Genomic DNA, 23,636 nt, shown 5'->3' on the forward strand with positions numbered 1-23,636 from the left:
TTGATGCATTAGTTTAACGTATTTATACGGCAAAATTAAGCGCCAAAACGTTTAGGATCTTTAGGATAGAAAAAATCAGGCTGGCGATCACACAAGGCAAACTCACGGGTATTTTTGTAAGGTAGTTTCATGAATCCAGCGACACCGACATCAGTAATGCTCACCGCATATTGCATCAACTTATTAAGCAAGCGCTTAAACTGTGCTTCTTTAGTGCCATCTAACAAACGATAGTAATGATGTATTTTCATTCTATCCGGTAAAGCTTCAAAAATAATGCAGCCGGTATGATGTATTTGGTTTAACTCAAATACACATTTGATCACTTTTTTAGGCAGCTGCAGTTGCTCGTCCGGATCTTTACCGTCTTCAAAATACGAATGTGGTCGGGTGACTTCTGAGCTTTTTAAATTCATTACCTCATAGTCAAGCTCTGGAAGTTGTTCAAACTTAAATGCACCTGTGCCATCACGATCCAGTTGAATGGTCTTTCTGGCATCAAATAAACAACACTTAAATAAGCCTTTTTGATGAATGCTTTGTGCCAACATCACGGTATTATTAACCGCTTGGGTAAAAGCATGGCCTAGACTTTCGTCATGCATGATCAATGATGATTCAATGAACAGTGATTCTTCTTTCCAATGAAAGCTTAAGCCCCCTACTACTGGGTACTTTGCTAGTCGGCTGATAGACGCTAAAAATGCTTTTTCAGTATCGCCGGTATCAAACAGGAATTCTTTATAATACCGGTCCAATTGAGCGTCATTTACATCAAGCAGTTGTTGGTTATGGTCGGCTTGGCGTAAAAATTGTTTACGTGAGCTATAAACAACAGTCTCAGGTAGTTCGTCATCGTTACCAAACCAAAATGGAATATTGGCTCGCACATGCTCAGCTAAATTGAGCTCTGGTAAATATGCTTTTGCCATAGCAGGCATATTACGCATGAAGTAATCACCCGCCCCGTCTCTTGTAATTTTATTTTTAGAGAGCATACCGTCAATCACTTTTGCAAGCTCCATAGGGAGTCCTAATGAACTAGCTGGGATCACTTGCGCACCAAATCGGCATGACTGTGCAGAAGCCAGTGCGTATAAGGTGGAAGCCACACCTTGCTCATCAAAACGCGGGGATGATTTAGCGCCTGACATTTGCTCATCACCAATAAAATACACATCCCCCATCCGCGCATTGGTAGTACTTAAATCGCCAGACATTAAATCCATAAAGTTACTGGTGATTGGCTCGCCATTACTGTCTATTTGGGCATACACTGAGCTGCCCCAGTCCACCAGCGATAAGCCTTGGGTATGTTCATCCCACACTAGATTAGAGGGCTTGATATCGCCATGCACAATCGGTTGTGGCGTTATGCCATTTTGCTGAGTGCGTAGGTCTATTAATACATTACGTAGTTTTAGCGCTAAACTGGTGATTGCTGCGGCGCTAAAGCGGCCTTTTTTAAGTGATACTTTTTCTAAGTCTTCGCCTAGCGCGCGGGCCATCATTAAAATGCCCTGCTTTTTTATCCGTTCAAAAGCATAAAACTTAGGCACTAATGGGTTATCTACTTGCGAGAGCATATACGCTTCGTCCTCAAGTCGATCACGTACACTTTGTGCCAAGGTGATACGTGAAAATTTAAACACCCAAGGAAGTTTACGCTCATCTAAACCCGCAAACACAAATCCAAAAGCACCCGAGCCAATCATTTCAACCTGACTGTAGCCTAAATTAGTGAGTTGCTTAATACAGATATTCAACCATTGGCGGTGTTTTTTGGCGTCATGGTGCGAAAGCAAATAGACCGACTGCTCTTCATTAATATAAAAATTGTGGATTGCTTTGGTTTTCACTGCGAGGTCTCAACGTATTCTAAAAAATGTAAGAGATAAGGGTGAAGCTAGCTTATTGATTATTAATTTTTTAGTTCTAAATTTCTAGTCATTTAGCCTCAGCTTAGTGTGTCCTGACATTTTGCGCAAAAAAAGTATAAAAAGGCAATGTGTGTTAAAAAAATAATGCACCAAACTCACTAAACGACAGGTGATACTCCTTATTCATGGTGATACTCCTTATTCATGGTAATTGCTTAGTTAGATATTACAGACTTTCTGGTTGGTAAAATAAAAGAAAAAAGCTGCGTGCTCAGCAAACTGATCACAACAGCTTTTAACAACCAGAATCGTTATAAATTAGAGTGCTTGTTCAAGCTCTGGTAGCACATCAAATAAATCTGCTACTAAACCATAATCCGCCACTTGGAAGATTGGCGCATCGGGATCTTTATTGATAGCCACAATCACTTTAGAGTCCTTCATACCCGCTAAGTGCTGAATTGCGCCACTAATGCCTACGGCAATATATAAGTTAGGCGCAACGATCTTACCGGTTTGACCCACTTGCATATCGTTTGGCACAAACCCTGCGTCAACCGCAGCACGAGACGCACCAATTGCCGCGTCTAGTTTATCGGCAATACCATTAAGTAATGAGAAGTTCTCGCCATTTTGCATACCGCGTCCACCTGATATAACCACTTGCGCAGCAGTTAACTCTGGGCGCTCAGATTCGGTTTGCTCAACACTTACAAATGCGCTTAATTCACTGCTAAACACAGAATCAACAACACGACTCTCAGCGGGAGCTTGCTCACCTTGCAGATCAAAGCTACTTGCACGAACGGTGATCACTTTTTTGCTATCCAGTGATTTTACAGTTGCGATGGCATTACCTGCATAGATTGGGCGTTTAAATGTATCAGCGTCAACCACATCAATGATTTCTGAAATTTGTGCAACATCAAGTAATGCGGCAACACGTGGCATAAAATTTTTGCCCGTTGTAGTGGCACTAGCAACAAGATGCGAATAATCTGGCGCAAGCGATAACACTAAATCTGCGATGTTCTCAGCTAACTGATGCGCATACTCGCTATGATCAGCCACCAGCACAGTGTTTACACCTGCAATACTGGCCACTATTTCACTCATTGGTGCTACGTTTTCACCAGCAATAAGTACATCAACAGCAAAACCAAGCTTTAATGCTGCATTTATGGTTTTAGAAGTTTCAGGCTTTAAACTGCCATTGTCATGATCTGCTATAACTAATGTTTTCATTTAAATCACCTTCGCTTGTGTTTTTAATAAATCAACTAACTGCGCTACATCATCAACAATGATACCGCCACTGCGTTTTGCCGGTTCATGTACCGCAACAAGCTCGATACGCGGGGTTAAATCTACACCTAGGCTATCAGCTGCAATTACCTCTAGTGGTTTACGTTTTGCTTTCATGATATTTGGCAATGACGCATAACGGGGTTCATTCAAACGTAAGTCTGTTGTGACCACGGCCGGTAACTTTAATACCACTGTTTGTAAACCGCCATCAACTTCACGCGTCACATTAACAGTGCCATTTGCTATGTCGACCTTTGATGCAAACGTACCTTGCCCGCGCCCCGTCAGAGCCGCCAGCATTTGACCTGTTTGATTGTTATCTGAATCAATCGACTGTTTACCTAAAATCACCAATTCAGGAGCTTCTTGCTCGACGATTTTAGCAAGCAGCTTTGCAACGTGCAGCGATTCTAATTTCTCGTCAGTCTCAATATGAATCGCTTTATCGGCCCCCAGTGCCAGTGCTGTACGTAATTGTTCTTGGGATGCTTTAGCACCAATGGTAACAGCAATCACTTCAGTGGCAGTACCTGCCTCTTTTAAGCGGATAGCTTCTTCAATGGCAATTTCGCAAAATGGGTTAAGTGCCATTTTCACATTAGTTAGATCAACGTCGCTATTATCGGCTTTAACGCGTGCTTTCACGTTGTAATCGATGACTCTTTTTATTGGAACGAGAACTTTCATAGGAACTCCATAATTATTTAAACCTACAAGCTAACGTGTACGTCAACCTATTTATTTTATGAATTCAGACTACTTCCTGTTGACGTAAACGTCAACCTAAAATAACCTTAAACTATTCACAGCCTGTAACGTTTCATTTGCAAGTATGAAATTACCTTCCTCAAAGGTACGGCTCCGTCACACACAAGAGGTTATTATGGTCGAACGTGAAACCATGGAATTTGATGTAGTAATCGTAGGTGCAGGCCCTGCAGGGCTTTCTACTGCGATAAAGTTAGCGCAACAAGCCCAACAAAAAAATAAAGAGTGCATGATCTGTGTTGTTGAAAAAGGCTCTGAAGTCGGCGCACATATTTTATCTGGGGCAGTATTTGAGACTACCGCACTCGATGAGTTACTCCCTAATTGGCAAGAATTAGGGGCTCCAGTCACAACCAAAGTGACGAATGATGAAGTTTATTGGTTTAATAATGACAGCAAAGCCACCGCTATCCCTCACTTTGCCGCACCTAAAACATTTCAAAACGACGGTAACTATATTGTGTCGATGGGAAATGTATGCCGCTGGCTAGCGGAGCAAGCAGAAAATCTAGGGGTTGAGGTTTTCCCCGGTTTTAGCGCGCACTCTCTCATTATTGAAGATGATACAGTAAAAGGCATTATTACCGGCGATATGGGCCTTGATAGCAATGGCAATGAAAAAGATGGCTTTATGCCTGGCATGGAACTTCGTGCTAAATACACTGTATTTGCTGAAGGTTGTCGTGGCCATTTAGGCAAACAGCTGATCAATCAGTTTGCACTTGATCAAGATGCCTCACCGCAACATTATGGTTTAGGATTCAAAGAAATTTGGCAAATCGATCCTGCTAAACACAAGCAAGGCACGGTAGTTCATGGCACCGGTTGGCCCTTAAGTGCAGATACTAACGGTGGTGCGTTTATGTACCACAGTGATAATAATCAAGTTGTAGTTGGCTTAATTGTAGATTTAAATTACTCAAACCCATATTTAAGCCCGTTTGATGAATTTCAGCGTATGAAACACCACCCAATCTTTAAAGATGTATTAGCTGGTGGTGAACGTATTGCTTATGGCGCTCGTGCAATTGCTAAAGGTGGCTTGCACTCATTACCAAAAATGCACTTCCCAGGCGGTTTGTTGGTCGGCTGTGATGCTGGCACTTTGAATTTTGCCAAAATCAAAGGTAACCACACAGCGATGAAGTCAGGTATGATTGCCGCTGAGGTGATCTTTAGCGCGCTTACAAACGAGCAACAGCATACTGACTTAGTTGACTACAGCCAAGCATTTAAGCAAAGCTGGGCTTATAAAGAGCTATATCAATCACGTAATTTTGGCCCTGTGATGCACAAGTTAGGAAAATTTCTTGGTGGTGCCTATAACACCCTTAATCAAAATATTTTTGCAGGAGCATTACCTTTTACCTTCAAAGACAATATCCCAGATCACGCAGCGCTAGTTGATAAAAATCAGGCCAGTGTCATTGATTACCCGAAACCTGATGGTCAACTCAGCTTTGATAAGTTATCTTCGGTGTTTTTATCAAATACCAATCACGAAGAATCTCAGCCGTGTCACTTAAAACTTAAAAACGCAGCAATTCCAATTGAGGTTAATTTAGTTAAGTTTGATGAGCCCGCTCAGCGCTACTGTCCAGCAGGCGTGTATGAAGTTCAAAAAGTTGAAGGTAAAGATAAATTTGTGATCAACTCACAAAACTGCGTGCATTGTAAAACCTGCGATATTAAAGATCCAAGTCAAAATATTACTTGGCTGACACCTGAAGGCGCTGGTGGACCTAACTACCCGAATATGTAATTACTTTTAATTTTAAATAAATCCTAAATTGCAGGGGGCTTCGGCCCCTTTTTTGCGCTATGCTCAATAATGTCGAGAAATTATAATGAGTAAGTTTATGCCGTCGTCAAGTGTTATATTTCGTTTTTTAGCAGAGCCCACCGATGTGAATTTTGGTGGCAAAGTCCATGGTGGCGTGGTCATGAAGTGGATTGACCAAGCAGGCTATGCGTGTGCCGCAGGTTGGAGTGGTCATTACTGCGTAACAGTATCCGTTGCGGGTGTTAAATTCCAGCGTCCTATCCTCGTTGGCCAAATTGTTGAGGTTGAAGCAAAAATTGCTCATACCGGTAAAACCAGTATGCAAATTTTTATTCAAGTACGCTGTGGCGATCCAAAAACCGGTAACCTTGTTGAAACCAATCACTGTGTGATCAGCTTTATTGCCATGGATGAAACTGGCTACCCTGTCGCTGTACCTGTATACACAGCGCAAAGCGACGAAGACAAAAAAATCGAAAACTACGCAATTAAGATGAAAGAGATTGCCATAGAAACTGAAACTTTATTGCATAAATCAGAACCCTGATCACCTAAATTATCTATCTGTAAAAACTACACCCTAGTCAGAAATTTTTTCTTCAGCCAAACTGAACGAGCGTTTAAATAGCGCTCACTGGTATACTTTACATGCTAAAAAAGACTTTAAGCGGCTGTTTTTAAATCAAATAAATCATGGCACGCACCATGCAATATTAAAAAAACCGATAGTTAAGGTTATATTTTTTATTTTGTAAAGGAGCTATTAAATGATTAAATCAATTTCACTTTCTGCCATCTCATTAGCATTGTTAAGTTTTAATACTGCTGCTAGCGCAGAGACAACAAACCTGGATTACCCTCGCGTATATACAGGTATTGGTTACGGTCAATACTCATTCCAATTTGAAGATTCTGAAAACGACATCAATTTTGACGACGACTCGCAGATGCTCAAAGGCTATGTTGGTTCACAATTTAATAAGTATTTGAGTTTAGAACTGGCCTATCAGAACTTTGATGAAGTAAGTGATATAGATAGTTACGCTGAGGTAGATGGTATCTCCCTTGCTGCACGATTAGCAGCACCAATAACAGCAAGCTTTTCTGTTTACGCCAAAGGTGGTTGGTTAGAATGGGACGCCGAGGTAACCAGTGATATTCCAGCCCTTGGTGAAATATCAACCGATCAAAGTGGTGGCGATATATTCTACGGTGCAGGTATAGAGTATGCATTTACTAGTAATATGCAAATACGCTTTGAGTACGAGCGCTACGAATTAGAAGACGATATTGATCCAGATATGGACGTCGCATCAGTATCTGTACAATACATGTTTTAAGTAATGCTGAACCTGTCCTGAGGTTATTTAGCATTAAAAGGCAGCTTCGAGCTGCCTTTTTTGTTGTTAGCGGTTAGAATATCGTATCTTTAACAGTAATTGAGTTTCATGAGCGATTTTCAACTAACGGCTATTGGCCATATTCAATCTCCTTATAAACAAAAGTTCGCCATCCCTCGCCAACCGCGTTTAGTTCCACAAGCAAAAGCTAAGTTGGTATTTGCTGCTGATTTTAACCGTGAAGAATTTGTTCGTGGTTTAGATGAATTCAGCCATATTTGGTTATTGTTTCGCTTTCATGAAACGGCTGACAAAGGCTACTCAGCCATGGTTAGGCCACCGCGTTTAGGCGGTAATGAGCGCAAAGGCGTATTTGCCACACGCGCGACCTTTAGACCCAATGCCATAGGCATGAGTGCCGTCAAGCTTGAAGGCATAGAGTATATAAATGGCCAGCTGTGTTTATTATTGTCAGGCATAGATTTACTTGATGGCACCCCGATTTTAGACATCAAACCCTATTTACCTTATTCAGATGCCATGGTTGATGCCACCGCAGGCTTTGCTGACACGCGCCCAGAAACGCAAATGACCGTTGAGTTTAGCCCGCAAGTGCAGGAGTTTATTGAACAGCAAACCAACTTCCCACAGTTGCATGACTTTATTAGTAATGTACTTAAGCAAGATCCTCGCCCTGCCTATAAAAAGCAAAAAGAGGGTGCACAAAGTTATGGAATGACCTTGTATGATTTTAATATCCGTTGGCAAGTCAACGACGAGCATAACTATGTCACTAGCATAGAAAAAAGTTAGAAAAACACACTTAGCGCTTTAGTGTAAAAGCAACCGCTGCTAAACTGAGTGCCCAATTGAAATAATAATTTTATAACTATCGGAATAAACATGCGTACCAGTCAATATATACTCGCAACACTTAAAGAAACGCCATCAGATGCTGAAATTGTATCGCATCAATTAATGTTAAGAGCGGGCATGATCCGTCGCGTCGCGTCGGGCCTATATACTTGGTTACCCTCTGGATTACGCGTGTTACGAAAAGTCGAAAACATTGTGCGTGAAGAAATGGACAAATCAGGTGCAATCGAAATGTTGATGCCTGTTATTCAACCTGCGGATCTATGGGAAGAGTCTGGCCGTTGGGAGCAGTTTGGCCCAGAACTTATGCGTTTTACTGACCGCCACAATCGTACTTTCGCGTTAGGACCAACCCATGAAGAAGTGATCACCGACTTTGTTCGTAAAGAAGTAAGTTCGTATAAACAATTACCGCTTACTTTGTATCAAGTACAAACAAAAGTGCGCGACGAACGTCGTCCTCGTTTTGGAGTTATGCGCGCACGTGAATTTACCATGAAAGATGCCTATTCATTTCATTTAAGTGAAGAATGTTTAGATGCAACTTATCAAGTAATGCACAAAGCATACTGTAATATATTCGATCGCTTAGGCCTTGATTACCGTCCTGTTCTTGCTGATACCGGCTCTATCGGTGGTAGCGTATCTCATGAATTTCATGTGTTAGCTGAATCAGGTGAAGATGCTATCGCCTTTAGTGATAAAAGTGACTACGCGGCAAACATCGAAAAAGCAGAAGCATTAGCACCTACCGAAGAGCGCCCTGCTGCTGCAAAAGAATTAAAAGCATTCCCAACGCCTGATGCTAAAACCATCGACGAGCTTAAAAAGCATTATGGTGTTAAACCACATCGTGGCGTAAAAACTCTGATTGTATATGGCACGCCAGACGAAAACGGTCAGCGTGGCCTAGTTGCGTTAATTGTTCGTGGCGATCATGAACTAAACGAACTTAAAGCAGAAAAACATCCGTTAGTAGATTCCCCACTGGAAATGGCAAACGAGGCTGACATCATTGCAGCCATTGGTGCTAAACCAGGTTCATTAGGCCCTGTTGGCTTAACCATGCCAATTTTAGTAGACCGTACAGCAAACGTAATGGCTGATTTTGTAGCTGGTGCTAACAAAGATGATGAGCATTACAGCGGTATTAACTGGGATCGCGATGTAACTGAGTATGAAGTTGCTGATCTACGTAATATTGTCGAAGGTGATCCTAGTCCATGTGGCAATGGTACTTTACATATTAAACGCGGTATTGAAGTTGGCCATATCTTCCAGCTTGGTACTAAGTACTCTGAAGCATTGAAAGCGGGTGTATTAAACGAAAGCGGTAAAAACCAAATAATGACTATGGGCTGTTATGGTATCGGTGTATCGCGTATTGTTGCAGCAGCTATTGAGCAAAATAATGACCAATACGGTATTATTTGGCCACAGCCAATTGCCCCATTCGATTTAGCTATTGTGCCAATGAATATGCATAAATCGCATCGTATACCGGATATTGCTAATAATCTTTACGACAGTTTAAAAGCCGCAGGCTTAGACGTGTTATTTGATGACCGTAAAGAGCGCCCAGGTGTGATGTTTAACGACATGGAATTACTCGGTGTACCTTTCACCTTAGTAATTGGTGAGCGCAATCTTGATGAAAACATGGTTGAGCTGAAAAATCGTCGTACCGGTGAAAAACTAATGATAGACATTAATACCGCTGTTGAAGCAATAAAAGCGGCTATGAACGCTTAATCATCACCACCCTCTGAAACAAAAAACCGCGTAATGCGGTTTTTTGTTTTTTCACGATTATTAATTGTCATAGAAGTTTCGTCAAACAGTCTTATAAACGTCATTCATGTTGCTTAACTTTATTGTTATTACACCGTGAGTGATCTCCTATGCACAACATCGAAAAAAGTGATAAAAAATACTATCCAGCCGTCTGGATCTCCGATGTACATTTAGGTTATAAAGATTGTCGAGCAGATTACTTACTCGACTTTTTAAATAGTATTGAGTGCGATACCCTTTATTTAGTGGGTGACATCGTCGATTTATGGTCAATGAAGCGAAATTTTTATTGGCATTCTAGTCACTATCAAGTATTAACTTGTATTCAAAACAAAGCCGCTCAAGGTACACGGGTGATTTATATTCCCGGCAATCACGACGAAACATTCAGGCAGTACGTCAATAACAGCCTATTTGGTATTGAAGTCCACCAGCAATATATTCACACCACTAAAGCCAACAAACGATTTTTGCTGGTTCACGGTGATGATTTTGACTCAGCAACTCGGTATAACAAACTGATCAGTATTGCCGGTGATGCAGGTTATGACTTTTTACTATTTTTAAATCGCTGGACTAATCGTATTCGACGCTTATACGGTGGTAACTATTGGTCACTCGCTGCTTGGATCAAAGCCCGCGTTCATAAAGCGCGTGAAGCAATAGAGGCATTTGAAAACGCGGCTATTCATGAGGCTAAAAAGCAAGGCGTAGACGGTATTATTTGCGGTCATATTCATCACCCGCAGATCAAAGTTGTTGATGGTATTGTTTACTGTAATGATGGAGACTGGATAGAAAGCTGTACTGCGGTAGTAGAGCAAGAAAATGGCCGTATCGAATTGCTACACTGGTCTGATACTCAAATAGTGATTAATTCGACTGATATTAGCAAACTAAATTCTAATATAAGTGAACCAAACACTAAACCAGAAAAATCAGTAGCTTAGAATTTAAACTGTATGGTTTATTTTAACCACATAGCTAGTTTATCTTTCAAAACTTTTGGCTTAATGGGTTTGGTAATATAATCATTCATACCAGCTGTAATACAACGCTCTCTATCACCCGCCATAGCACTGGCAGTCATAGCGATAATAGGCACTTTCGCATAGTCAGCGCCAGCTTTGTTGCTGCGAATTGCGAAGGTCGTGTCATAGCCATTGAGGTTTGGCATTTGGCAATCCATTAAAATCAGATCAAATAAAGGGGCTTGATTTGTGTTTAATATTTCCAGTGCATCAAGGCCATCACCGGCACATACAATAGTGATACCAGTATTTTTTAATATTGCTTTGGCGACTTCAAGGTTGATCATATTATCATCAACCAATAACAGCTTAAAATTTGAGAAATCGTATTCAACATATTCTGTATGCTCACTACCTTGGCTTGCAACCAGAAAACTATTATTAACCCCAAACAAACTTGCTAACTTATAGCTAAATTGATCTTGGGTAAGCGGCTTATTTAGCACATGGCAATTTTCAGGCACCTGCTCTTTAGCTTTTTTACTAAGTAGTAAATCCCGCAAGATTAATACATATTTTTTATTCTGCTTATTACATAAACTAATTAATGTTTGTAAATATGGGTGATCATTATCAATAACCAATAAATCAACTTTTAACTCTTGGTACTGTGCTTGGTAATCAAATCGTTGAATATTATTAGCTGCTACTTGGCAGTTTTTAATCAATAAATTAGTGATATTGTTATATACACTGTCGCTATCTATCAGCATGCCTACCTGAATATCTTTTGCCAACTCAACGCTAGTATTAAGCTTTTTCTCAGCTGCAATATGTAATTGCACTTGCGCTGTAAAACAGCTCCCTTTGCCTTTTTCACTGGTGACGCTAATATCCCCCCCCATTAATTGCGCCAACTTACGACAAATTGATAAACCAAGCCCAGTACCACCAAAATGGCGTGTGGTACTGGTGTCCTCTTGGGTAAAGGCCTCAAACAGCTTACCGATATTTTTTTCAGCAATGCCAATGCCTGAATCTTCAATCACAAAACTCATTAATAACATATCTTCAGTAAGATACTGACATCCGAGAGTTAAACTGACTTCACCTTGATGAGTAAATTTAAATGCATTATTAAGTAAGTTTATTAATATTTGTTTTAATCGGTGGCTATCCCCAACTAACATACGATCTATCACTTTATCGGTATACAAAAAAACTTCTAAGCCTTTACGTTGAGCTTGTAGTGCCATAGAGGTGATCATATCACTGCATACAGTAATCACATCAAAACTGTGGTTATCAATATCAAGTTTACCTGCTTCGATTTTTGAAAAATCCAAGATGTCATTAATTAATGTCATTAATGAGTTAGCGCTACTATTGGCCAGCTCTAAATATTGTTGTTGCTGCTGCGTTAGCGTGTCTTCTTTGAGCATTTCCAGCATCCCTAATACACCATTCATAGGCGTACGTATTTCATGGGAAATATTAGCAATAAAATCACTTTTCGCTTTACTGGCTGCCAACGCTTCTTCAATCGCACTTTCAAGTTCAGTTGTACGTTGGCGCACTTTTTGTTCTAACGTACTATTGAGTTTTTCAAGCTCTACTTGAGTCTGTTTAAGGGAATTGATGTTTCGTAAAATCGCTGCAACTTGGTAGCGCTGGGTAAAAATATCAAACACGCTAGTAAGTGTAATTGAGTAAAAGTGTTGTTGATCCTGCGGATCAATATACACGCCTTCAAATGATGGTTTTGACCCCTGTACTATTGTTTCATCAATACATGACTTATCAATTTCAGCAAGCGTAAATAGTTGCATAAACTGGGTGTGATCAATAATGATATCAAAACACTGTAACGCTGTTTTATTAGCATTACTGATAAGGCCATTTTCTTGTACTGTTAAAATTGCATCGAGGGAGTTTTCAATAATCTTGTTATTACGCTCCTTCAAAGAGTGAAGCTCTAATTTGCGATTTATATACCCTTGGTATAACCACACTAATAACCACAAAACAGTGAAAAGTGAAATAATTATCAGCAGAAAGTGCTCACGACGCATAGCAACGTCTTTTAACAGAATACCGGTATTAATTGACACGGCAAGTTCTAGGGGTAGCATGCTAATATTATTTTCAAAGCTAATACGTTGTTTTAAATAATAATGACTTGGTAAATCATGAAAAGGTAAAGTTGTTTGACTGCTCATATTTTGGCTTTGGCTAAATACACTTGACCACGTAATGTCTTGACCAAACTCAAAACCAAACCGCAGTTTAGGATCTGGGTGAAATAAAAACTGCTGCTGATCATTTAACAAATAAACATCAACCCCTGTTGATGAACTATAAGTCACACTATTAAATAGCTCATCGGCAAAGTAATTTGTTACTAATACAGCAAACACTGCTCCTTGTTTATTAAAAACCGGTTTCGCAACTCGGTAGGTACTCACGTAAGGGGTCTGAATTTGGCCATGCTCTCGATTATAGTTAATCGGTGATATATAGACAGATTCACTATCTAACATGCTAGCATTAAGCATGTAATCCCGCTGCCCTTTTTGTTGTAATAAGTCTCCCTCTAGGCGAACCACTGCATCATTGATCCTATCAACACGGACAATTTCTTGACCATTATCAGCAAGGGTAATATATCTAGCTTGTAATAAATGCTGGTCAGTGTGCATAAAGCCACTAAATATTTCAGCTAAACGCGTTTGCCATATTGCGATGGGAGTATTTAAGAGTGGATCAATAAGGTTATTTGCGGCAGCTCGGCTGATACCGCTGATAGGCGGCGTGGCATTTAAAAAGTTGATTGACGAGACTCTGTGTTTTAAATGTCCTTTTAATATTTGTGCTTTTGTATCAAGTTCTTGCTGTAATGTAGTATGAGCGATCTGGTAAATGTCTTTGCGTACATTCAGCTCAAATATATATAACGCAGGAATTGCGAGAACGAAAAAAAACAACAATGCTAATAAGGAGATTTTATTGCTGCGAAATAAATTAAAAAATGTCAGGGAGTAGCGCATCTAAATTGCCAATTTTCTTTCAAATACAAACTACATTATAGAGCAATTAAAAGGTTACCCCTGAGCTTTTTATAGTGTCTTCATTTTAATAAGGAAACTATAAGTGTGTAATAAAAAATGACGAGCTAGCCCGTCATTTTTATACTAAACTGAGGACAAACAACAACGCTCAGCCTACTCTTAAAATTTGTTACCTAAATAAGACTTCTTCTTTATTAAACCATTTTACACAAAATGCTAATAGTGCACCGGCAACAATAACGGTCGCTAAAAAGATTACTCCAAGTAAGGTGTAATCAATCGTGCCTTTGATAATTTCTTTAATCGCCAAAGCCACATTAGTAACCGGTATAAATGCGGTTTTAGCGGTTAGCTCCACATTCGGTAATAAGGCAACTATGATAGGAAATATCACCCCCATGCTCAGTGGTGTCATATAATTTTGCGCTTCTTTAAAGCTACGCGCATAAATCGATATTGCTAACGCAAGAGAAGAAAAAATAGCGGCAACGGGCAATAAAATAATAAAAATGAGTGCCAAGTCTAATACTCGTAATGAACTAAATGCTGTTTTTATCACATCCAAATCAATGAAAGAAATCGCGATACTGATCCAAACCCCCATACTCAACACTGTTATCGTTGTGGTGGCGATTGACGCTGCAAGTAAAGTAATAAATTTACCTAATACAAGTTGCGTACGGGTGATTGGTGTCAGTAGTAACGTTTCTAATGTGCCGCGTTCTTTTTCACCTGCTCCTAAATCAATTGCTGGGTATGTTGCTCCCATCAATACTAATGGAATAAGTAAGTAAGGAATCAAGCCGCCAATTTTCTCACCTAAATTTTCTCGTTTATCAGCGGTATCAACTTTTACTACTTTGATTGGATCAATAATCGCACTTTGTTGCTCAACTGAAACACCATAGCTCAATAGTTTTTCAGCTCTTAGGCTATTACCAAATTCTTCAGCAAGCTCTTTTACTCTGTCGAATAAAAAGTTAATCGCTTTGGCATCGTTATAAACTACTTGCCACTGGCTTTGTTTTGCGTCATCCAGATTTTGTTTGGCATCTGCGGGTAAGAAAATACCCATATCAATGGTGCCAGCTTTAACGGCCTCTGTAAGCTCTGCAACTGTATTAAAGGTGTGTTCACCTTTATATAATTGAAAACTTTTATGGTAAAAAACTTTATCTGTGAATGATTGCGCATATTCGCCATTGATAATGGCATAGGTATGAACTTTTTGTTCGGCTTCAAGTGTTGCTTGAGAACTAATAAATGCCATCACCGCAAATAATAATGGAAAGATAGCAACTGGCAATGCGACAATAAAAATAAGTGTTTTTTTATCTCGTAATAGCTCCTTTAGTTCCTTTTTAAATACTTCAAACATTATTTTTCTCCGTCAAAATATTCATAAACGCCTGATTTAGTTCGTCGCTTTTACCCACTTTTTTAAATTCGTCAAGACTGCCGTCAAAACAACTGATACCTTCGTTGATCACCGCAACGCGATCACACAGTAGCGCTACTTCATCTAAATGATGGGTTGAAAATATAACAGGAGTGCCTTGCGCTTTAAGCCGTTTGATAAACTCGATCACTGTTTGAGTAGTCATAATGTCTAATCCCGTGGTCGGCTCATCAAGCACCACGACTGCTGGGTGGTGCACAACTGCGCGGGCTATATTGGCTTTTTGCTTCATACCCGTTGATAAATTATCAGCACGTTTATCAATAAAACTATGCATATCGAGTAAATCAAATAACTCTTCACACCGTGATCTAATCGCGTCTTTACTCATACCGTGCAATTTTGCAAAATATTCGATATTTTCTTTTACCGTTAAACGGCCATATAAACCGGTACTGCCAGATAGAAAACCAATAGACTTACGACCAAATAGTGGTTTTTTAATGATGTCTTCACCAGCAATAATTATTTGCCCTTCATCGGGTTTTAACGCAGTCGAGATCATTCTTAGCGTGGTGGTTTTTCCTGCACCATTAGGGCCGAGTAAGCCCAGCACTTCACCTTTATTACAATGAAAGCTGACATCTCGCACCGAATGAAAATAATCTTTATCTTCACGGGGATCTATTTTATCGACTTTGTTTTTTTTATGGTCTTTAGTTAGCTTAAATTTCTTTTTAAGCCCCGTAACTTCTATCATGTGCGTGTCCTTCGTTTTGGTCTAAAGTAATCTGTATTACTATAAAACTCGGGGTTATTATTATCATACCAGCCTGGTACGCCTAGCAGTGGTAATGGTGAGAGCTGGCTATTGTCCCTTAAACAGTTATCGACGCTAATCATCTCATAAAGGGTTTGATCAATATACTGATACTGCTGGGCTAAATCTTTACAAAACATGTCACTCGGTACTTTTACAAATAATGCTTTACCTGTCAGACCAATATACGGCTTTGTTAGCATTTCATAATTTGCGTGGCCGAACATAAATGGCGCAATGGTTTTCCCCCACAATGCTCTTTGTTCAATAAATGCCTGCTGCCATTGATGATTTTTAAGTAACGCAGGCCAAACATCATCACTTACAGCAAGTACAACCCCACATTCATCAAACAAGGTTAAGGCATTACGGTGTTTTGAGCGTACTTTAGTGCCGTGAAGTGTGATCTCTTCAACATGGCGTTGATTGATCAATGCTTTAGTTTTAGGAAATAAACACCAAATAAGTCCACCAAATAAGTCATGCCAATTTTGCTGCCGAGTTGGCACTTTACCGGTATCAAAAATGATTTGCTCATAATAGCGCTCTTCCTCAGTAAAGCAGGCGTCATCAACAAAGCGAATTGTTTGCTGATTTGCATTTTTAGCATCTAAAAATGATGAAAACCACGCACATTGTGGCCAGTCGGATAAACCGTTTAAAGAAAACAGTGTATTTAAATGGCTAAATGCACCATTTTCTAAACTGGCGCTATGCCATTGTTCGTAAGGGGTAAAACGCTTCATGAGTATCTTTAGCTTTACAATTGTTATGGTTGGAGTTTACCGCAAAAACTGGTTCTCTTTAATAGAAGTTCTTATACTGAGCCAACTTAAAACAAAAAAAGAGCGACTATGAAACGTTATTTTTCTCTGACACTCCTTGCAACTGCGATACTTGCAGGATGTGCAACAACAAGTCTCACCTCTGATGATGTTAGCAAAGGGTATAATTCAATCAATGCCCAACAACTCGCTGAGCATGTCAAAGTGCTTGCCTCCGATGAATTTGGTGGCCGAGCTCCATCTTCAAAAGGTGAAGAACTCACACTGGCGTACCTTACTGAAGAATTTAAAAAACTAGGTTATCAACCCGGTAATGGCGACAGCTTCTTACAAGAAGTCCCGTTGGTGTCTCTTGAAGCAGATCCAAACATGGTATTAACTATCGGCGGCAAAGATTACCAGTATAAAAAAGATATGGTGATGGGCAGCAGTCGCATTAGCGAACGCCAAAGCATTAAAGACTCTGAGCTGGTATTTGTTGGTTATGGTGTTAATGCCCCAGAATATAATTGGAATGATTACGCAGGTTTAGACGTTAAGGGTAAAACTGTGGTGATCTTAGTCAACGACCCTGGTTTTGCTACAAAAGATCCTGCTTTGTTTACTGGTGACGCCATGACTTACTATGGGCGTTGGACTTACAAATACGAAGAAGCCAGCCGTCAAGGTGCTACTGGGGCTATCATCGTTCATGAAACTGCACCGGCCTCTTACCCTTGGTCTGTGGTTGAAAACTCATGGAGTGGCGAGCAGTTTGGTTTTCAAAAAGAAAACAATAATATGGACAGAGTTGCCGTTGAAGGTTGGGTAACCACAGAGGTTGCTAACGAGCTTTTCACTAAAGCAGGTTTAGATTTTGCCGCTGCGAAAGCCAATGCAGCAAAAGGCGCTTATCATGTCGATATGGGCGATTTAACAGCGTCTGTTGCGGTTAAAAACACCATCAAAAAATCAATTTCATATAACTTCATTGCAACCTTACCCGGTAGTGAAAAACCAGATGAGCATATTATATACTCAGCACACTGGGATCACTTAGGTACTGATAAAAACCGTAAAGGCGACCAAATCTACAATGGTGCACATGATAACGCGACAGGCACTGCAGGCTTAATTGAAGTAGCAGAAGCGTTTGCAAGTTTACCAAAGCACCCTAGCCGCTCAATGACCTTTTTAGCTGTGACAGCAGAAGAGCAAGGTTTATTAGGATCTAAGTACTATGCTGCACACCCAGTGATAGCAGCAAATAAGACAGTCGCTAATATTAATATGGATAGCTTGAACTTGTTAGGCAAAGTAAAAGATATCAGTGTGGTTGGTATTGGTAAATCAGAAATGGACTCGCTATTAGCACAGGCAGCTAATGCACAAGGGCGCACGGTCTCCGGCGATCCTAAACCATCTTCAGGCGGGTACTATCGCTCTGATCATTTTGCTTTCGCCAACATGGGTATTCCAGCGATGTATGCGGGTGGTGGCAGTGAAGCACTTGACGAAGATACGGCTAATTATCGTAAACGCATGAGCTTAGTGCTACGTGGTTGTTACCATCAACCATGTGACAGATACCGTGATGAATGGGATCTATCGGGAGCTGTACAAGACTTACAACTGTTTTATCAAGTAGGTTTTGACATTTCTGAGCAACCACAATGGCCAAAATGGAATGCGAACTCAGAATTCCAAAGAAAATAATGTAAATGATATTGATTTTCATTTAATTTGAATCTAAAGTGCAACTTAGATAGTTTTTAGGTTGCACTTATGTTTTCACTTTCACTGCCCAAAATTAGTTTTCCAACGTCCACACATTTTATTACCAGTAATAAACGGCTGTTATTACCGCTATTGTTATTGTGTTGTTTAGCTTATGCTCCTTTGCGAGCAATGACATTAACGGCAATGAGTGACGCGTTTTTTCAAGTTAGTATATTTGTTGCCGCCACTTTATTTATCTATTACTACGCCATTGACCGGCTACCTCACTTAGAGCTTGGCTATTTAAGTCAAAAATCCCCCTTGTTAGAAATTAGTTTTGCTTCATTACTCGGTGCTTTGCCAGGTTGCGGAGGCGCTATTATTGTAGTGACACAATTTACCAAAGGGCAAGCAAGCTTTGGCTCTATCGTTGCAGTATTAACAGCGACCATGGGGGATGCTGCATTTTTACTATTAGCAACAAAGCCGTTTGAAGGCTTACTAATTATGATTATTGGCCTGAGCGTTGGTATTATCAGCGGCAGCTTAGTCAATGCTTTTCATAAGCACAATTATCTTCGCCCAGCAAAAAATGATTATGCTGATGAGTGCTTAAGTCAGCCTAGTAAGGCAGTTATAGTTAGTAAATCAATTTGGCAAATTATTATGATACCCAGCCTTATTGTGGCAATAATGATTGCTTTCAATACTGACTTTTCAGCCTTTGATGCTCTACTTGCTGAGTCAATTACCTTATTTGGCGCTATTATGGCGCTATTGGCTGTGACCACTTGGGCGCTATCGTCGAAGGGTCAAAGCTATCAACAAGTAACTTCAGAAGAAGAGACTATAACGCCCCCATCAAAGCTATATAAAGTTTTGCAAGACACCCATTTTGTTACGGCATGGGTAGTTGCCTCATTTATGCTATTTGAGTTATTGGTAACATTTGCCGGTGTGGATTTAAAAGCCTGGTTTACTCACTATGCATACTTAGCGCCTTTAATTGCCGTTTTGATTGGTTTTTTACCTGGCTGTGGACCACAAATAGTGGTAACTACATTGTATATTCAAGGCATCATTCCCTTTAGTGCCTTAGCTGCGAATGCAATATCAAATGACGGCGATGCCCTTTTCCCTGCAATCGCAATGGCACCACGTGCCGCATTTGTGGCAACAATATATTCGGCAATTCCCGCTTTACTCGTTGGCTATGGCTTATATTTCTTTGGGGTGTAAGTCACTGACATTAAAAAAGCTCAGCGACTGCTGAGCTTTGATAAAATGAATAATTAAGAGCTACGCTTAACTCATTGCCATCATCATTTTGGCTGGGTTTTCTAAATACGCTTTCCACAAGTTATTGAATCGCGCTATCGTGGCCCCATCAATCACGCGGTGATCGCCTGACCAACTAACTTGCATAATTGCAGCAGACACCACTTGCCCTTTGGCATCAAAACGCGGTAGATGTTGTAATTTACCCAATGCCACAATCGCCACTTCTGGCTTGTTGATTATTGGCGTCGCAATTGTGCCGCCAATTGCGCCAATATTAGAAATGCTAATTGTGCCGCCTTTGAGATCGTCAGGGCTAACACGTCCTTCACGGGCAGCATCCGTCAACCGCGTTACTTCATTGGCTACATCAACAATGCTCTTTGTTTGACATTGTTTGATATTTGGCACTAACAAACCAATTTTAGAGTCAACGGCCATACCGATATTGTGATCATCAAAATAACTAAGCTCAGTGCATTCATCATTTATTTTCGAGTTTAAAACCGGAAATTCTTTCATCGCCAGCGATAAGGCCTTGATGAAAAACGGCATCATGGTCAATTTAACGCCTTGTTGCTTATATTGCTCTTTTAAATCACTGCGCAGAGCAATCAAAGTTGTTAAATCAATCTCATCACAAAATGTAAAATGTGGGATCGTCGTTACCGAAGCAACCATTTGTTTAGCCATTGCTGCTTTGATGCCTTTAATTGGCTCAACGCGCGTGCCGCCAATATCGCTAGCTGTGGTTTTTGTAACGTTAGGCTTAGTTTGCAGCGGTGATGTATCAATACTATTTGGCACTTCCCCCTTCACAAACTGTTCAATATCCTCTTTGTAAATACGGCCATTCTTACCACTGCCAGGGACTGTAGTTAGATCAACATCTAGTTCACGAGCTTTACGTCTTACTGCTGGTGATGCGACCGCCTTTTTATTAATTACAGCTGCTGTCACTGACTTTTCAACTACTGCTGGTTTTGTTGGCTCTACCGCTTTGGTTTGTGCTTTCACTAATGCATCATTGATATCGACAACGTTCGCTTGAGTGCCTGCAATCGACATTTGAAAAAGTGGGCTGTGTACTTGTGCAATATCCCCTTTAGCATAATAAAGTTTTACCACAGTGCCTGTATATTTAGCAGGAATTTGCACCAGTGCTTTATCTGTCATTACATCACAAACGGCTTGATCTTCTTCTATCAAATCGCCTTCACTGACTAACCACTCAACAATTTCACACTCAACAATCCCTTCACCTATGTCAGGAAGGATAAAATCTTCTAATAGTTCGGTGTTGTTGCTGACAGTTGCTGACTCACTAGGTGTTGTTGGTTGTTCAAGCTCTGCACTCACCTCACCTGCAACGTGCATTGCAAACAGCGGCGCATGCACTAAGGCAATATCCCCTTTGGCATAATAGAGTTTGCTGATCACACCATCATGAACCGCAGGAATTTGCACCAATGCTTTGTCTGTCATTACATCACAAATAGGTTGATCTTCAGCTACAGTATCGCCTTCAGTTACTAACCATTCAACCACTTCACATTCAACGATGCCTTCACCGATATCCGGTAAAATAAAATCTTTTGCCATGATGACTCCTAAAATTCGACCGATTGCTTGATTGCGGCGAGCACTTTCAACGCATCAGGTACATATTCTTTTTCAAGCGCTAATGGATACGGAGTATCTAAGCCACAAACACGTAAAATAGGTGATTCTAAATGTAAGAAGCATGCTTGTTGAATTGTCGCTACGATTTCCGCACCAAAGCCGTTGGTAATGGGTGCTTCATGACTGACAACTAAGCGGCCTGTTTTGGTTACAGACTTGGCAATAGTCTCCATATCCCAGGGTAAAATACTGCGCAGGTCTATCACTTCGCAACTGATACCTTGCTCATTGGCACGTTTTGCAGCATCTTCGATGATTTCCATCTGAGCGCCCCACGCTAGTAATGTCACATCTGCACCTTCACTAACAACTTCAGCTTTACCCAGTTCAATACTGTAATCTTGTTCAGGTACTTCACCTGTGGAGGCACGATATAGACGTTTAGGCTCAAAGAAAATAACCGGATTATCATCTTTTATCGCAGCACGTAATAACCCTTTTGCTTGATACGGATTACGCGGAACAACAATTTTAAGTCCTGGTGTATGTGCAAAATACGCTTCTGGTGATTGCGAATGATATAAACCACCGGCAATACCGCCACCGTAAGGAGTACGTATAGTCAAATTACCAACATTAAACTCATTACCACTACGATAGCGAAACTTGGCTGATTCATTCACTATTTGATCAAACGCAGGGAAAATATAATCAGCAAATTGAATTTCAGCAAGTGCTGGGGCGCCAAACGCGGCTAAGCCATTAGCAAAACCCATTATTCCTTGTTCAGTTAATGGTGTATTAAATACTCGGTGCTGACCATATTTCTCTTGTAGCCCAGAGGTTGCGCGAAATACGCCGCCAAAATAGCCAACATCTTCGCCAAAAATACACGCTTGCGGATGTTCAGCCATGGTTATATCAAGGGCTGAATTAATCGCGTGCAACATATTCATTTTAGCCATTACTTAATTCTCCCTGCGGTCACTGGGTAAGCATCGGGGTGTTGCTTAATATGCGTTTTCAATTGCTCGTATTGACGTTGTAAAGAAGGGATCGGTGTATCATATACATCTGATACCAACTCTTCTAACGCCGGTTTTGCAATCACTTCAGCACGTTTAAGTGCGGCTAATATATCTTCACGAATTTGCTCTTTGGCTTTGTCGTCTTCTTCTTCATTAAGCCAGTTTTGCTTAATTAACCATTTGCGAAAACGTTCGATTGGACAAGACTGATAATTTGCTTCTTCGTCTTTTGAGCGGTAGCCACTAGGATCATCTGATGTCGAATGTGCGCCAAGTCGATATGCAATTGATTCAATTAAAATCGGCTCACCCGTTTTAGTGGCAAGTTCACGAGCTTTTTTGGTTGCAGCATAGACAGCCAGTGCATCAGCACCATCCACACGAATTGTTTTAATCCCGTAGCCAACACCACGAGAAGCAATACCATCGCCCTTAAATTGTTCATCAGCAGGGGTTGAAATCGCATAACCATTATTGCGAGCAAAAAAGATAACCGGTGACTTATGTACTGCGGCCATATTTAAACCAGCATGAAAGTCCCCCTCTGAGGCGGCCCCTTCGCCAAAGTAACAAATAGTGATGTTATCGATGGTTGAGCTTAGCTCACCAGATTTTGCATCTATGTGTTTAATTTTTTGACCGTACGCGTAACCTGTCGCTTGTGGTATTTGCGTACCAAGCGGAGAGGAAATTGTCATATAATTAAGTGCAGCGCTACCATAGTGAATTGGCATTTGTCGCCCTTTGCCTAAATCCAACTCATTTGAAAACATTTGATTCATAAATTGGTCAAGCGTGAAGCCACGGTAATGAAGTGCTGCCTGTTCGCGGTATTGCGCCATGATCATATCATCTTGATCAAGCGCCGCAGCTGATGCTGTCACAGCGGCCTCTTCACCTAAACATTGCATGTAAAAGCTTACCCTGCCTTGGCGTTGAGCAGCTTGCATACGCTCATCAAGCGCACGAATGAAACGCATTGTTTCATATAAGCGCAAAGCAGTACTCTCATCAATATCGGGGGCTGTTGCACCGTCGTGGATATCGCCATCCTCGTTTAAAATACTCAAGGTCGGAATATTTAAAGCATGACCATCAATAAATGCAAGATCATGACTAATATTCAGCGATACGTTATTTGGATTGCTCATAACCTACCTTCTTTTGTTGTCGTAAACAGTACAAGTCAGTTGTTATTATTGGCTGTTCTCTGCTGG

General features: G+C 40.6%; 18 protein-coding genes. 8 read left to right on the forward strand and 10 right to left on the reverse strand.

Features of this window, described 5'->3' with window-relative positions:
• Positions 1-35: 35 nt before the first annotated feature.
• From J7338_RS13300 to J7338_RS13310, 3 genes are all read right to left on the reverse strand, one after another.
• Complete coding sequence (locus J7338_RS13300) at positions 36-1,859, reverse strand: protein kinase domain-containing protein (protein ID WP_210797501.1); 1,824 nt, start codon at positions 1,857-1,859, stop codon at positions 36-38.
• A gap of 339 nt (positions 1,860-2,198) precedes the next feature.
• Positions 2,199-3,125, reverse strand: a complete 927-nt coding sequence (locus J7338_RS13305) for an electron transfer flavoprotein subunit alpha/FixB family protein (RefSeq protein ID WP_210797502.1) — start codon at positions 3,123-3,125, stop codon at positions 2,199-2,201.
• The gene (locus J7338_RS13310; protein ID WP_210797503.1) at positions 3,126-3,875 is read right to left on the reverse strand and encodes an electron transfer flavoprotein subunit beta/FixA family protein; all 750 of its coding nucleotides are present in this window, start codon (positions 3,873-3,875) and stop codon (positions 3,126-3,128) included.
• A gap of 196 nt (positions 3,876-4,071) precedes the next feature.
• Between J7338_RS13310 and J7338_RS13315 the strand changes: the two genes are divergently transcribed.
• The 6 genes from J7338_RS13315 (at position 4,072) to J7338_RS13340 (ending at position 10,699) form a co-directional block, all read left to right on the forward strand.
• Complete coding sequence (locus J7338_RS13315) at positions 4,072-5,718, forward strand: electron transfer flavoprotein-ubiquinone oxidoreductase (RefSeq protein WP_210797504.1); 1,647 nt, start codon at positions 4,072-4,074, stop codon at positions 5,716-5,718.
• 97 nt (positions 5,719-5,815) lie between these two features.
• Positions 5,816-6,286 (forward strand): acyl-CoA thioesterase, encoded by a 471-nt coding sequence (locus J7338_RS13320; RefSeq protein ID WP_210797505.1) that lies wholly within the window; start codon positions 5,816-5,818, stop codon positions 6,284-6,286.
• 220 nt (positions 6,287-6,506) lie between these two features.
• Positions 6,507-7,079 carry an outer membrane beta-barrel protein gene (locus J7338_RS13325; protein ID WP_210797506.1) on the forward strand — a complete coding sequence of 191 codons (573 nt, stop codon included), beginning with the start codon at positions 6,507-6,509 and terminating at the stop codon, positions 7,077-7,079.
• Positions 7,080-7,187: 108 nt separating this feature from the next.
• Positions 7,188-7,892: a tRNA (N6-threonylcarbamoyladenosine(37)-N6)-methyltransferase TrmO gene (tsaA, locus tag J7338_RS13330; protein WP_210797507.1), complete on the forward strand. Its 705-nt coding sequence runs from the start codon at positions 7,188-7,190 to the stop codon at positions 7,890-7,892.
• Between the two features lie 90 nt (positions 7,893-7,982).
• Positions 7,983-9,707: a proline--tRNA ligase gene (locus J7338_RS13335; protein ID WP_210797508.1), complete on the forward strand. Its 1,725-nt coding sequence runs from the start codon at positions 7,983-7,985 to the stop codon at positions 9,705-9,707.
• A 149-nt stretch (positions 9,708-9,856) separates the two neighbouring features.
• Positions 9,857-10,699: a UDP-2,3-diacylglucosamine diphosphatase gene (locus tag J7338_RS13340; protein WP_210797509.1), complete on the forward strand. Its 843-nt coding sequence runs from the start codon at positions 9,857-9,859 to the stop codon at positions 10,697-10,699.
• 17 nt (positions 10,700-10,716) lie between these two features.
• Here J7338_RS13340 and J7338_RS13345 read toward each other — a convergent pair whose 3' ends face one another.
• The 4 genes from J7338_RS13345 to J7338_RS13360 form a co-directional block, all read right to left on the reverse strand.
• Entirely contained in the window at positions 10,717-13,767 is a 3,051-nt protein-coding gene (locus tag J7338_RS13345) for an ATP-binding protein (protein WP_210797510.1), read from the reverse strand.
• Between the two features lie 190 nt (positions 13,768-13,957).
• Positions 13,958-15,166 carry an ABC transporter permease subunit gene (locus tag J7338_RS13350; protein ID WP_210797511.1) on the reverse strand — a complete coding sequence of 403 codons (1,209 nt, stop codon included), beginning with the start codon at positions 15,164-15,166 and terminating at the stop codon, positions 13,958-13,960.
• The gene (locus J7338_RS13355; RefSeq protein WP_182734741.1) at positions 15,159-15,947 is read right to left on the reverse strand and encodes an ATP-binding cassette domain-containing protein; all 789 of its coding nucleotides are present in this window, start codon (positions 15,945-15,947) and stop codon (positions 15,159-15,161) included. The genes J7338_RS13350 and J7338_RS13355 overlap by 8 nt, the downstream gene beginning before the upstream one ends.
• The gene (locus J7338_RS13360) at positions 15,944-16,753 is read right to left on the reverse strand and encodes a DUF3025 domain-containing protein (protein ID WP_210797512.1); all 810 of its coding nucleotides are present in this window, start codon (positions 16,751-16,753) and stop codon (positions 15,944-15,946) included. The genes J7338_RS13355 and J7338_RS13360 overlap by 4 nt, the downstream gene beginning before the upstream one ends.
• Before the next feature lie 108 nt (positions 16,754-16,861).
• On the opposite strand from J7338_RS13360, the gene J7338_RS13365 reads away from it, so the two are divergent.
• Positions 16,862-18,487 (forward strand): M28 family metallopeptidase, encoded by a 1,626-nt coding sequence (locus tag J7338_RS13365; protein WP_210797513.1) that lies wholly within the window; start codon positions 16,862-16,864, stop codon positions 18,485-18,487.
• Positions 18,488-18,556: 69 nt separating this feature from the next.
• The gene (locus J7338_RS13370) at positions 18,557-19,729 is read left to right on the forward strand and encodes a putative manganese transporter (RefSeq protein WP_210797514.1); all 1,173 of its coding nucleotides are present in this window, start codon (positions 18,557-18,559) and stop codon (positions 19,727-19,729) included.
• Positions 19,730-19,795: 66 nt separating this feature from the next.
• Here the strand turns inward: J7338_RS13370 and J7338_RS13375 are convergent, their stop codons facing one another.
• Genes J7338_RS13375 through J7338_RS13385 form a run of 3 tightly spaced genes read right to left on the reverse strand, consistent with a single transcriptional unit; the run spans position 19,796 to position 23,570 of the window.
• Entirely contained in the window at positions 19,796-21,370 is a 1,575-nt protein-coding gene (locus J7338_RS13375) for a dihydrolipoyllysine-residue acetyltransferase (protein WP_210797515.1), read from the reverse strand.
• 8 nt (positions 21,371-21,378) lie between these two features.
• Positions 21,379-22,356, reverse strand: coding sequence for an alpha-ketoacid dehydrogenase subunit beta (locus J7338_RS13380; protein ID WP_210797516.1), 978 nt, complete (start codon positions 22,354-22,356; stop codon positions 21,379-21,381).
• Positions 22,356-23,570 carry a thiamine pyrophosphate-dependent dehydrogenase E1 component subunit alpha gene (locus tag J7338_RS13385; RefSeq protein ID WP_210797517.1) on the reverse strand — a complete coding sequence of 405 codons (1,215 nt, stop codon included), beginning with the start codon at positions 23,568-23,570 and terminating at the stop codon, positions 22,356-22,358. The genes J7338_RS13380 and J7338_RS13385 overlap by 1 nt, the downstream gene beginning before the upstream one ends.
• Positions 23,571-23,636: the final 66 nt, after the last annotated feature.

It is taken from the genome of Pseudoalteromonas ostreae (assembly GCF_018069805.1).
GTDB classification, from domain to species: domain Bacteria; phylum Pseudomonadota; class Gammaproteobacteria; order Enterobacterales; family Alteromonadaceae; genus Pseudoalteromonas; species Pseudoalteromonas ostreae.

Coding starts and splice junctions, on each gene's coding strand:
- J7338_RS13305 (WP_210797502.1), bottom strand. CDS start 3,125: ATGAAAACATTAGTTATAGCAGATCATGACAATGGCAGTTTAAAGCCT.
- J7338_RS13310 (WP_210797503.1), bottom strand. CDS start 3,875: ATGAAAGTTCTCGTTCCAATAAAAAGAGTCATCGATTACAACGTGAAA.
- J7338_RS13315 (WP_210797504.1), top strand. CDS start 4,072: ATGGTCGAACGTGAAACCATGGAATTTGATGTAGTAATCGTAGGTGCA.
- J7338_RS13320 (WP_210797505.1), top strand. CDS start 5,816: ATGCCGTCGTCAAGTGTTATATTTCGTTTTTTAGCAGAGCCCACCGAT.
- J7338_RS13325 (WP_210797506.1), top strand. CDS start 6,507: ATGATTAAATCAATTTCACTTTCTGCCATCTCATTAGCATTGTTAAGT.
- tsaA (WP_210797507.1), top strand. CDS start 7,188: ATGAGCGATTTTCAACTAACGGCTATTGGCCATATTCAATCTCCTTAT.
- J7338_RS13335 (WP_210797508.1), top strand. CDS start 7,983: ATGCGTACCAGTCAATATATACTCGCAACACTTAAAGAAACGCCATCA.
- J7338_RS13340 (WP_210797509.1), top strand. CDS start 9,857: ATGCACAACATCGAAAAAAGTGATAAAAAATACTATCCAGCCGTCTGG.
- J7338_RS13345 (WP_210797510.1), bottom strand. CDS start 13,767: ATGCGCTACTCCCTGACATTTTTTAATTTATTTCGCAGCAATAAAATC.
- J7338_RS13350 (WP_210797511.1), bottom strand. CDS start 15,166: ATGTTTGAAGTATTTAAAAAGGAACTAAAGGAGCTATTACGAGATAAA.
- J7338_RS13355 (WP_182734741.1), bottom strand. CDS start 15,947: ATGATAGAAGTTACGGGGCTTAAAAAGAAATTTAAGCTAACTAAAGAC.
- J7338_RS13360 (WP_210797512.1), bottom strand. CDS start 16,753: ATGAAGCGTTTTACCCCTTACGAACAATGGCATAGCGCCAGTTTAGAA.
- J7338_RS13365 (WP_210797513.1), top strand. CDS start 16,862: ATGAAACGTTATTTTTCTCTGACACTCCTTGCAACTGCGATACTTGCA.
- J7338_RS13370 (WP_210797514.1), top strand. CDS start 18,557: ATGTTTTCACTTTCACTGCCCAAAATTAGTTTTCCAACGTCCACACAT.
- J7338_RS13375 (WP_210797515.1), bottom strand. CDS start 21,370: ATGGCAAAAGATTTTATTTTACCGGATATCGGTGAAGGCATCGTTGAA.
- J7338_RS13380 (WP_210797516.1), bottom strand. CDS start 22,356: ATGGCTAAAATGAATATGTTGCACGCGATTAATTCAGCCCTTGATATA.
- J7338_RS13385 (WP_210797517.1), bottom strand. CDS start 23,570: ATGAGCAATCCAAATAACGTATCGCTGAATATTAGTCATGATCTTGCA.